This is a genomic window from Nonomuraea sp. NPDC004702, assembly GCF_053601695.1.
In genome coordinates, this window is the sequence record NZ_JBSGCE010000008.1 from 212920 (window position 1) to 223132 (window position 10213).

Here is a 10213-nt window from a genome sequence, read left to right on the forward strand (position 1 = left end):
CGCCCGCGCGCGCGGCGACTCCAGAGGAGGCGTAGCGATGGACCTTTACGTGCCCATCCTGGTGCTCGCCGTTCTCGCGGGGGGCTTCGCGATCTTCTCGGTCGCCATCGCTCCCTTCACCGGACCCAAGCGCTGGAACCGCGCCAAGCTTGACGCCTATGAATGCGGCATCGAGCCGACGCCCCAGCCGGTCGGTGGCGGACGGTTCCCGCTCAAATACATGATCACCGCGATGCTCTTCATCGTGTTCGACATCGAGATCATCTTCCTCTACCCGTGGGCGGTCTCCTTCGCGCCGCTGAAGAACGACGCGGGCACCACCATCGCGTCCGGCCTCGGGCTGTTCGCGCTGGTCGAGATGCTGCTGTTCATCGTCACCGTGCTCGTCGCGTACGCGTACGTGTGGCGCCGCAAGGGTCTGGACTGGGACTGAAAATGGGACTTGAAGAGAAACTCCCCAGCGGGTTCATCCTCAGCACGGTCGAAGCCGCCGCAGGATGGGCGCGGAAGAGCTCGGTGTGGCCGGCCACGTTCGGCCTCGCGTGTTGCGCCATCGAGCTGATGGCCACCGGTGGCCCCCACTACGACCTGGCGCGCTTCGGCATGGAGCGCGCTTCGGCGTCTCCCCGTCAGGCCGACCTCATGATCGTCGCCGGGCGCGTGTCGCAGAAGATGGCGCCCGTCCTGCGGCAGATCTACGACCAGATGGCCGAGCCCAAGTGGGTCATCGCCATGGGCGTGTGCGCCTCCAGCGGCGGCATGTTCAACAACTACGCCATCGTGCAGGGCGTCGACCACGTCGTGCCGGTCGACATCTACCTGCCCGGCTGCCCGCCGCGGCCCGAGATGCTGATCGACGCGATCGTGAAGCTGCACGACAAGATCCAGAACATGAAGTTCGGCGCCCACCGCGCCAAGCAGATCGAGGACCTCGAACTGCGGGCGCTGCGCACGCTGCCGCTGATCGACCAGGGGGCCGGAAAGTGACCTCGCCCGACCACCTTCCCGGGAGCCCGGAGAGCGGGGAGGCCCCCGAGGCCGCCTCGGTCCCGGCCGTCCCCGAGGCGCCCGTCGCCCGGCACGGCATGTTCGGCGCGCACGACTCCGGCGACACCTCCGGCTACGGCGGTCTCGTCGTCCGCCGGGCGCCGCAGATCTCCACGCCCCGCCCGTACGGCGGCTACTTCGACGAGCTGGTCGACGCCCTCGCCCTCGACGACGCCATCGAGCGTGTCGTGGTCGACCGCGGCGAGCTGACCCTGCACGTCCGCCGCGAGCGTCTGGTGGAGGTCGCCCAGAAGCTGCGCGACGACCCGGCCCTGCGTTTCGAGCTGTCGCTCGGCGTCTCCGGGGTGCACTACCCGCACCTGAAGGGCGAGGAGCTGCACGCCGTCTACCACCTGTGCTCGATCACCCACAACAGGCGCGTGCGCCTGGAGGTCAGCGCACCGGACACCGACCCGCACATTCCATCCACCGTGGGCGTTTACCCTGGTCATGACTGGCATGAGCGGGAGACGTACGACTTCTTCGGAATCGTCTTCGACGGCCATCCGTCGCTCACCCGGATCATGATGCCGGATGACTGGGACGGTCACCCGCAGCGCAAGGACTACCCGCTCGGCGGCATCCCGGTCGAGTACCGGGGCGCCACCATCCCCTCGCCGGACCAGAGGAGGTCTTACTCATGAGCACCGCTTATGACGAGGCGACAGAGGGCAAGGTCTACTCGGTCACCGGCGGAGACTGGGACGAGGTCGTCGGCGGCGCGCGCGACACCGAGGAAGAGCGCCTGGTCGTCAACATGGGCCCGCAGCACCCGTCCACGCACGGCGTGCTCCGCCTGGTCCTGACGCTCGACGGTGAGACGGTCACCGAGGCGCGCAGCGTCATCGGCTACCTGCACACCGGCATCGAGAAGAACATGGAGTACCGGACGTGGACCCAGGGGACCACGTTCGTGACCCGCATGGACTACCTCTCGCCGATCTTCAACGAGACCGCGTACTGCATGGGCGTGGAGAAGCTGCTCGGCATCACCGACCGCGTGCCCGAGCGGGCGCAGGCCATCCGCGTGATGATGATGGAGCTCAACCGCATCGCCTCGCACCTGGTCGCGATGGGCACGTTCGGCATGGAGCTGGGCGCGACCACGCCGTTCCTGTTCGGCTACCGCGACCGTGAAATGATCATGGACCTGTTCGAGTACATCACGGGTCTGCGCATGAACCACGCCTACGTCAGGCCGGGCGGCGTCAGCGTCGACCTGCCCGCGGGCGCGGTCGACAAGGTGGGCGAGTTCCTCAAGGAGATGCCCAAGCGGATCAAGGACATCCGCAAGCTTCTCGACGAGAACCCCGTCTACGTGCGCCGCACCAAGGACGTGGGCTACCTCGACCTGACCGGCTGCATGGCGCTGGGCATCACCGGCCCGATCCTGCGCGCCGCCGGGCTGCCCTGGGACCTGCGCAAGTCGCAGCCCTACTCCGGCTACGAGACGTACGAGTTCGAGGTCGCCACCGAGCGCGGCTGCGACGTCTACTCGCGCTACCTCGTGCGCATGCGGGAGATGGAGGAGTCGCTCAAGATCATCGAGCAGGCTCTCGACCGCATCGCCGGCCCGCTCAAGGGCGACCCGGTCATGATCGAGGACAAGAAGATCGGCTGGCCCGCGCAGCTCGCGCTCGGCCCCGACGGCTTCGGCAACTCGCCCGACCACATCGCGCACATCATGGGCAGCTCGATGGAGGCCCTGATCCACCACTTCAAGCTGGTGACCGAGGGCTTCCGGGTCCCGGCCGGCCAGGCGTACGCGAGCATCGAGTCGCCCAAGGGCGAGCTCGGGGCGCACGTCGTCAGCGACGGCGGCACCCGCCCGTACCGCGTGCACTTCCGCGAGCCTTCCTTCTGCAACCTGCAGGGCTTCCCCGCCATGGCGGAGGGCGGCCAGGTCGCCGACGTGATCGCCGCGGTGGCTTCTATCGACCCCGTCATGGGAGGTGTGGACCGGTGACTTACTCACCGGAAGTCCGCGAGCGTCTCGAACAGGACGCCAAGGAGATCATCGGCCGCTACCCCAAGACGCGGTCCGCCCTGCTGCCGCTGCTCCACCTCGTGCAGTCGGCCGACGGCTACGTCTCCGACGACGGCAAGGAGTTCTGCGCCGAGATGCTGGGCCTGAGCAAGGCCGAGGTCACCGGCGTGGCCACCTTCTACACGATGTACAAGCGCAAGCCGGCCGGCGACTACCACGTCGGCGTCTGCATCAACGCGCTGTGCGCCGTCATGGGCGGCGACGAGATCTGGGACGAGCTGTCCGAGCACGTCGGCGTCGGCCACGAGGAGACCACCGGCGACGGCAAGATCTCGCTGGAGCGCCTGGAGTGCAACGCGGCCTGCGACTTCGCCCCGGTCATGATGGTCAACTGGGAGTTCTTCGACAACCAGACCCCCGACTCGGCCAAGCAGCTCGTCGACGACCTGCGTGACGGCAAGGACGTGCGGCCGACCCGCGGACCGAAGAAGCTCTGCACCTTCAAGGAGGCCTCGCGCGTGCTCGCGGGCCTGCCCGACGACCTGGCGGGCGACGGCCCGTCGGCCGCCGGCCCCTCGCTGGAGGGCCTGAAGGTGGCCAAGGCCAACGGATGGAAGGCCCCCGAGGCATGAGCACCACACTGACCCCGGTCCTGACCGCCAACTGGGACCAGGCCGACTCCTTCACCCTCGACGGCTACGGCGGTGACTACAAGGCGGCCAAGAAGGCGCTGGGCATGGACCCCGACGCCGTCATCCAGGCGGTCAAGGACTCCGGCCTGCGCGGCCGCGGCGGCGCGGGCTTCCCCACCGGCATGAAGTGGGGATTCATCCCGCAGGGCGACGGCAAGCCCCACTACCTCGTCGTCAACGCCGACGAGTCGGAGCCGGGCACCTGCAAGGACATCCCGCTGATGATGGCCAACCCGCACTCGCTGGTCGAGGGCGTCATCATCACCGCGTTCGCGATCAGGGCCAACTACGCCTTCATCTACGTGCGCGGCGAGGTGCTGCACGTCATCCGCCGGCTGCACGCGGCCGTGCGCGAGGCGTACGAGAAGGGCTTCCTGGGCGAGGACATCTTCGGCTCCGGGTACAACCTGGAGCTCGTCGTGCACAGCGGCGCCGGCGCGTACATCTGCGGCGAGGAGACTGCGCTGCTCGACTCGCTGGAGGGCTTCAGAGGTCAACCGCGACTCAAGCCCCCGTTCCCGGCCGTGGCGGGCCTGTACGCCTCGCCGACTGTCGTGAACAACGTCGAGTCGATCGCCAGTGTTCCCTCGATCATCAGCAACGGCGCCGACTGGTTCGCCTCGATGGGCACCGAGAAGTCCAAGGGCTTCGGCATCTTCTCCCTCAGCGGCCACGTCACCAGGCCCGGCCAGTACGAGGCCCCGCTCGGCATCACGCTGCGCGAGCTGCTCGACATGGCCGGCGGCATCCGCGAGGGGCACCAGATCAAGTTCTGGACCCCGGGCGGCTCGTCCACGCCGATCTTCACCGACGAGCACCTCGACGTGCCGCTCGACTTCGAGGCCGTCGGCGCCAAGGGCTCGATGCTCGGCACCCGCGCGCTGCAGATTTTCGACGAGACCACCTGCGTGGTCCGCACGGTGCTGCGCTGGACCGAGTTCTACGCCCACGAGTCCTGCGGCAAGTGCACGCCGTGCCGCGAGGGCACGTACTGGCTCAAGCAGGTGCTCAAGCGCCTGGAGAAGGGCCAGGGCACCGAGGAGGACCTGTCCACGATCACCGACATCGCGGACAACATCCTCGGCCGCTCGTTCTGCGCCCTCGGCGACGGCGCGACCAGCCCGATCCACTCCTCGGTGAAGTACTTCCGCGAGGAGTACCTCAAGCACTTCGAGATCGGCGGCTGCCCGTTCGACCCGAAGAAGTCCACTCTCTGGGGTGAGCAGTGACCGTCGTAGAAACAGAAACCACCCTGGTGACCCTCACCATCGACGGGTTCCAGGTCAGTGTCCCCAAGGGCACCCTGATCATCAGGGCCGCCGAGCTGCTGGGCATCCAGATCCCCCGGTTCTGCGACCACCCGCTGCTCGACCCGGCGGCCAACTGCCGCCAGTGCCTCGTCGACATCCCCGACGCGGGCAACGGCCGCGGCTTCCCCAAGCCGCAGCCGTCCTGCGCGATCGAGGTCGCCGAGGGCATGGTCGTGCAGACCCAGCTCACCTCGCCGGTCGCCGAGAAGGCGCAGCGCGGGGCCATGGAGCTGCTGCTGATGAACCACCCGCTCGACTGCCCGGTCTGCGACAAGGGCGGCGAGTGCCCCCTGCAGAACCAGGCCATGTCGAACGGCCAGGGCGAGTCGCGGTTCCAGGAGCAGAAGCGCACGTTCCCCAAGCCGCTGCCGCTGTCCACGCAGGTGCTGCTCGACCGTGAGCGCTGCGTCCAGTGCGCCCGCTGCATCCGCTTCTCCGACCAGATCGCCGGCGACCCGCTCATCGAGTTCTTCGAGCGCGGCGCCAAGGAGCAGGTCCGGGTCGCCGACGGCAAGCCGTTCAACTCCTACTTCTCCGGCAACACGGTGCAGATCTGCCCGGTCGGCGCGCTCACCGGCGCGGCCTACCGGTTCCGGGCGCGCCCGTTCGACCTGGTCTCCACGCCGAGCGCGTGCGAGCACTGCGCGTCGGGCTGCTCCCTGCGCACCGACCACCGGCGCGGCCGGGTGACCCGCCGCCTGGCGGGCAACGACCCGCAGGTGAACGAGGAGTGGAACTGCGACAAGGGCCGCTGGGCCTTCTCCTACGCCACCCAGCCCGACCGGCTCAAGACGCCTCTGGTGCGCAACGAGGAAGGCGTGCTCGTGCCCGCCTCGTGGCCGGAGGCGCTGGCGGTCGCCGCCGAAGGTCTGGCCGCCGCCCGCGGCAGGGCCGGCGTGCTGGTCGGCGGCCGGGTCACGGTCGAGGACGCCTACGCCTACAGCAAGTTCGCCCGGGTCGCGCTGGGCAGCAACGACATCGACTTCCGCGCCCGTCCGCACTCCGCCGAGGAGGCGCAGTTCCTGGCGCACGCGGTCGCCGGCAAGGGCATCGAGATCAGCTACGCCGACCTTGAGAAGGCTCCGGCCGTGCTGCTCGTCGGGTTCGAGCCCGAGGAGGAGTCGCCGATCGTCTTCCTGCGCCTGCGCAAGGCGTGGCAGAAGAAGGGCCTGAAGGTCACCGCGATCGCGCCGTTCGCCTCCGCCGGGCTGGCCAAGATGGGCGGCACGCTCATCGCCACCGCCCCGGGCGCCGAGGCCGACGCGATCGGCGACCTGGTCGGCACGCTGGCCGAGGGCACGATCGTGCTGGCCGGCGAGCGGCTGGCCACCGTGCCGGGCGCGCTGTCGGCCCTGGTCCGCCTCGGCGCCGGCTCCGGCGTCCGGCTGGCCTGGGTGCCGCGCAGGGCCGGTGAGCGCGGCGCGCTCGAAGCCGGCGCGCTGCCCAACCTGCTGCCGATCGGCCGTCCCGTGGCCGACGAGGCCGCCAGGACCGAGGTCGCCAGGGTCTGGAACGTGGGCTCGCTGCCCGCCGTGCCCGGGCGCGACACCGACGGCATCATCGCCGCCGCCCGCGCCGGCGAGATCGACGCGCTGGTCGTGGCCGGCGTCGACCCGCACGACCTGGCCGACCCGGCCGCCGCGCTGGAGGCGCTGGAGAACACGCCGTTCATCGTCAGCCTGGAGATCCGCGCCAGCGCCGTCACCGACCGCGCCGACGTGGTGCTGCCGGTCGCGGCGGTGCAGGAGAAGGGCGGCACGTTCGTCAACTGGGAGGGCAGGGGCCGCTCGTTCGAGGCGCCGCTGCGCGTGCCCGGCCTCCAGAGCGACCTGGCCGTCATCGGCAACCTCGCCGACCGCATGGACGTGCACCTCGGCCTGCCGGACGCCAAGGCCGTCCGGCGCGAGCTGGCCAGCCTCGGCGCCTGGCGCGGGGTCCGCGTCGCCGCGCCGAGCACCGCCACCCGCGCCCAGGCCGCCCCGGCGGCCGGCGAGGCGCTGCTGGCGACCTGGCACCTGCTGCTCGACGAGGGCAGGCTCCAGGACGGCGAGCCGTACCTGGCCGGCACCGCCCGCGCCACCGAGGCGCTGGTGTCGGCGGCCACGGCGGCCGAGATCGGCGTCATCGACGGCGACAAGCTCGTCGTCGGCGGCCCCGGCCCCAACGCGGTCACGCTGCCGGTCCGCGTCGCCGACCTGCCCGACCGGGTGGTCTGGGTGCCGGCGAACTCCGGCGGCTGCTCGGTCACGCGCGACCTGCGCGCGCTGGCCGGCGACATCGTCACGATCGGGAGCGCATCATGACCCACGTTCTCGCGGCCGATCCCACCCTTGCCGACTTCGGCAAGGACCCGCTGTGGATCACCATCATCAAGGCCGTGATGCTGTTCGCCTTCCTGATGCTGGGCATCCTGTTCGGCGTCTGGTACGAGCGCAAGCTGATCTCGCGGATGCAGCACCGCTACGGCCCCAACCGGGCCGGCAAGTTCGGTCTGCTCCAGTCGGTGGCCGACGGCATCAAGATGGGCCTGAAGGAGGACATCTTCCCGCGGACCGTGGACAAGGTGCTCTACCTGCTGGCCCCCGTGATCATGGTCGTGCCGGCGTTCCTGGCCTTCTCGATCGTGCCGTTCGCGCCGATGGTCAACCTGTTCGGCGTCCAGACGCCGCTGCAGCTCGTCGACCTGCCGGTGGCGGTGCTGTTCATGCTGGCCATGGGCGCCATCTCGGTCTACGGCGTGGTGCTGGCCGGCTGGTCGTCGCGCTCGCCGTACGCGCTGCTGGGCGGTCTGCGGTCGGCGGCGCAGGTGGTCTCGTACGAGATCGCGATGGGCCTGTCGTTCGTGGCGATCTTCCTGTTCGCCGGGACGCTGTCCACCTCCGAGATCGTCAAGGCGCAGGGCGAGCAGGGCTGGTTCGTCTTCCTGCTGATCCCGTCGTTCGTGATCTACGTGATCTGCATGTTCGGCGAGGCCGCCCGAATCCCGTTCGACCTCCCCGAGGGCGAGGGTGAGCTGGTCGGCGGCTTCCAGACCGAGTACTCCTCGTCCCTGAAGTTCGCCCTCATCATGATGGGCGAGTACCTGCACACCTTCACCGCCTCGGGCATCGCGGTCACCCTGTTCCTGGGCGGCTGGCGGGCTCCGTGGCCGATCTCCCTGTGGGACGGCGCCAACACGGGCTGGTGGCCGGTGCTGTGGTTCTTCATCAAGTTCGTGCTGACCTTCAGCTTCATCGTGTGGGTGCGTGCCTCGCTGCCGCGCGTGCGGTACGACCAGCTCATGTCCCTGGGCTGGAAGGTGCTGATCCCGGTGAACCTGGCCTGGATCCTGCTCGTCGCCGCGGCTCGCAACGTGGTCGTCAACGAGGGCAACAAGACGGTCGGCATCGTGATCGGCGCGGTCATCGTGGTCGGCGCGCTGGCCATCTGGATGCGGTTCGACACCGTCAACCAGCGGCGCAAGGAGGCGCGCAAGGCCGAGGTGGAGGCCGAGTTCGAGCAACTGTCCGACGAGCCGACGGCCGGCGGCTTCCCTGTGCCGCCGCTCGATCTGCCGCACTACCACGGGGTGCAGCACAAGGAGATTCCCAGTGGGACTAACTGATTGGCTGAACCCCGTCAAGGGCTTCGGGGTCACCTTCCACACGATGTTCAAGAAGCCCGTCACGACCAACTACCCGGAGGTCAAGAAGCCGACGGCTCCTCGCTTCCACGGTCGTCACCAGCTCAACCGCTGGCCGGACGGGCTGGAGAAGTGCGTCGGGTGCGAGCTGTGCGCGTGGGCGTGTCCGGCGGACGCGATCTACGTCGAGGGCGCGGACAACACCGACGAGGAGCGCTTCTCGCCGGGTGAGCGTTACGGGCGCACGTACCAGATCAACTATCTGCGGTGCATCCTGTGCGGCCTGTGCATCGAGGCCTGCCCGACCCGCGCGCTCACCATGACCAACGAGTACGAGCTCGCCGACAGCAGCCGCGAGAGCCTCATCTACACCAAGGAGATGCTCCTCGCGGACCTGACGCCGGGCATGGAGCAGCCGCCCCACCCGATGCGTCTCGGCGAGACCGAAGAGGACTACTACCGGCTGGGACGAACCAATGGGTGAGACCATCACATTCTGGGTTCTCGCCGTCGTATCGGTCGGCGCGGCGCTCGGCATGGTCTTCAACAGGAAGGCCGTCTACTCAGCGCTGATGCTCGGCACCGTGATGCTCTGCCTCGCGGTGCTCTACGCCGTCCAGGACGCGCCCTTCCTCGCCGCGGTGCAGATCATCGTCTACACCGGCGCCATCATGATGCTGTTCCTGTTCGTGCTCATGCTGGTGGGCGTGGACTCCTCCGACTCCTTCGTGGAGACGCTGAGGGGCCAGCGCTTCTGGGGCGCCCTCGCGGCCCTCGGCTTCGCCGTCCTGATCATCCTGGCGGTGGGCAACGCGATCTTCTCCGGTGAGGCGGGCCTGGCGCAGGCCACGGCGCAGGGCGGCTACGTCCGCTCGATCGCGCTGCTGCTGTTCACCAAGTACGTCTTCGCGTTCGAGGTCACCTCGGCCCTGCTGATCACCGCCGCCCTGGGCGCGATGGTCCTGGCGCACCGGGAGAAGTTCACCGAGAAGGCCACGCAGAAGGACCTCTCGCGCGCCCGGTTCCTCGGCGAGCGTCCCTCGCCGCTGCCCGGCCCCGGCACCTACGCCAGGAACAACGCCATCGACATGCCGGCGCTGCTGCCCGACGGCTCGGTCGCGGAGTCGTCGGTCAACCGCTACATCGCCCGCTACGACGTCGAGCACGGCCACCTCCCCGAGGACCCGAAGCTCGCCGAGGCCATCAAGCACACGGCCGAGGATGACGCCGAGGAGACGACCAACGAGGTGACCAAGTGACGACCCACTACCTGATCCTGTCGGGTGTGCTGTTCGCGATCGGCGCGCTCGGCGTGCTGATCAGGCGCAACGCGATCGTGGTGTTCATGTGCGTCGAGCTCATGCTCAACGCCTGCAACCTCGCGTTCGTCACCTTCGCCAGGCAGAACGGCAACCTGGAGGGCCAGATCATCGCGTTCTTCGTGATGGTGGTGGCCGCGGCCGAGGTCGTCGTCGGCCTGGCCATCATCGTGACGATCTTCCGAACCCGCAGGTCCGCGTCCGTCGACGACGCCAACCTGCTGAAGTACTAAGAG

Annotated in this window: 11 protein-coding genes; all 11 read left to right on the forward strand. The window is 69.0% G+C overall.

Annotated elements, in window-relative coordinates; all coding sequences use genetic code 11:
• Positions 1–37 precede the first annotated feature (37 nt).
• The 11 genes from ACWEJ6_RS13780 to nuoK all read left to right on the forward strand — a co-directional run bounded on the left by ACWEJ6_RS13780 (position 38) and on the right by nuoK (position 10210).
• Positions 38–433 (forward strand): NADH-quinone oxidoreductase subunit A, encoded by a 396-nt coding sequence (locus ACWEJ6_RS13780; protein ID WP_352322513.1) that lies wholly within the window; start codon positions 38–40, stop codon positions 431–433.
• A gap of 2 nt (positions 434–435) precedes the next feature.
• The gene (locus ACWEJ6_RS13785) at positions 436–987 is read left to right on the forward strand and encodes a NuoB/complex I 20 kDa subunit family protein (RefSeq protein WP_352322512.1); all 552 of its coding nucleotides are present in this window, start codon (positions 436–438) and stop codon (positions 985–987) included.
• A 98-nt stretch (positions 988–1085) separates the two neighbouring features.
• A complete protein-coding gene (locus tag ACWEJ6_RS13790; RefSeq protein WP_358290768.1) occupies positions 1086–1691 on the forward strand; it encodes an NADH-quinone oxidoreductase subunit C in 606 nt (201 codons plus the stop codon).
• Entirely contained in the window at positions 1688–3013 is a 1326-nt protein-coding gene (locus tag ACWEJ6_RS13795; protein WP_358290248.1) for an NADH-quinone oxidoreductase subunit D, read from the forward strand. Before ACWEJ6_RS13790 ends, ACWEJ6_RS13795 begins: the two co-directional genes overlap by 4 nt.
• Positions 3010–3666: an NADH-quinone oxidoreductase subunit NuoE gene (gene nuoE / locus ACWEJ6_RS13800; RefSeq protein ID WP_387678071.1), complete on the forward strand. Its 657-nt coding sequence runs from the start codon at positions 3010–3012 to the stop codon at positions 3664–3666. Before ACWEJ6_RS13795 ends, nuoE begins: the two co-directional genes overlap by 4 nt.
• Positions 3663–4955, forward strand: a complete 1293-nt coding sequence (nuoF, locus tag ACWEJ6_RS13805; protein ID WP_352322509.1) for an NADH-quinone oxidoreductase subunit NuoF — start codon at positions 3663–3665, stop codon at positions 4953–4955. The genes nuoE and nuoF overlap by 4 nt, the downstream gene beginning before the upstream one ends.
• A complete protein-coding gene (locus ACWEJ6_RS13810) occupies positions 4952–7339 on the forward strand; it encodes an NADH-quinone oxidoreductase subunit G (RefSeq protein WP_452423784.1) in 2388 nt (795 codons plus the stop codon). The genes nuoF and ACWEJ6_RS13810 overlap by 4 nt, the downstream gene beginning before the upstream one ends.
• Complete coding sequence (gene nuoH, locus ACWEJ6_RS13815; RefSeq protein WP_352322507.1) at positions 7336–8640, forward strand: NADH-quinone oxidoreductase subunit NuoH; 1305 nt, start codon at positions 7336–7338, stop codon at positions 8638–8640. The genes ACWEJ6_RS13810 and nuoH overlap by 4 nt, the downstream gene beginning before the upstream one ends.
• The gene (gene nuoI, locus ACWEJ6_RS13820) at positions 8627–9142 is read left to right on the forward strand and encodes an NADH-quinone oxidoreductase subunit NuoI (RefSeq protein ID WP_352357245.1); all 516 of its coding nucleotides are present in this window, start codon (positions 8627–8629) and stop codon (positions 9140–9142) included. The genes nuoH and nuoI overlap by 14 nt, the downstream gene beginning before the upstream one ends.
• The gene (locus ACWEJ6_RS13825) at positions 9135–9917 is read left to right on the forward strand and encodes an NADH-quinone oxidoreductase subunit J (RefSeq protein ID WP_352357243.1); all 783 of its coding nucleotides are present in this window, start codon (positions 9135–9137) and stop codon (positions 9915–9917) included. The genes nuoI and ACWEJ6_RS13825 overlap by 8 nt, the downstream gene beginning before the upstream one ends.
• A complete protein-coding gene (nuoK, locus tag ACWEJ6_RS13830; protein ID WP_352322504.1) occupies positions 9914–10210 on the forward strand; it encodes an NADH-quinone oxidoreductase subunit NuoK in 297 nt (98 codons plus the stop codon). The genes ACWEJ6_RS13825 and nuoK overlap by 4 nt, the downstream gene beginning before the upstream one ends.
• Positions 10211–10213: the final 3 nt, after the last annotated feature.

Excerpts from the sequence above, each read along its gene's own strand:
- ACWEJ6_RS13785 (WP_352322512.1), top strand. The coding sequence starts at position 436 with ATGGGACTTGAAGAGAAACTCCCCAGCGGGTTCATCCTCAGCACGGTC.
- nuoF (WP_352322509.1), top strand. The coding sequence starts at position 3,663 with ATGAGCACCACACTGACCCCGGTCCTGACCGCCAACTGGGACCAGGCC.
- nuoH (WP_352322507.1), top strand. The coding sequence starts at position 7,336 with ATGACCCACGTTCTCGCGGCCGATCCCACCCTTGCCGACTTCGGCAAG.
- ACWEJ6_RS13825 (WP_352357243.1), top strand. The coding sequence starts at position 9,135 with ATGGGTGAGACCATCACATTCTGGGTTCTCGCCGTCGTATCGGTCGGC.
- ACWEJ6_RS13780 (WP_352322513.1), top strand. The coding sequence starts at position 38 with ATGGACCTTTACGTGCCCATCCTGGTGCTCGCCGTTCTCGCGGGGGGC.
- ACWEJ6_RS13790 (WP_358290768.1), top strand. The coding sequence starts at position 1,086 with ATGTTCGGCGCGCACGACTCCGGCGACACCTCCGGCTACGGCGGTCTC.
- ACWEJ6_RS13795 (WP_358290248.1), top strand. The coding sequence starts at position 1,688 with ATGAGCACCGCTTATGACGAGGCGACAGAGGGCAAGGTCTACTCGGTC.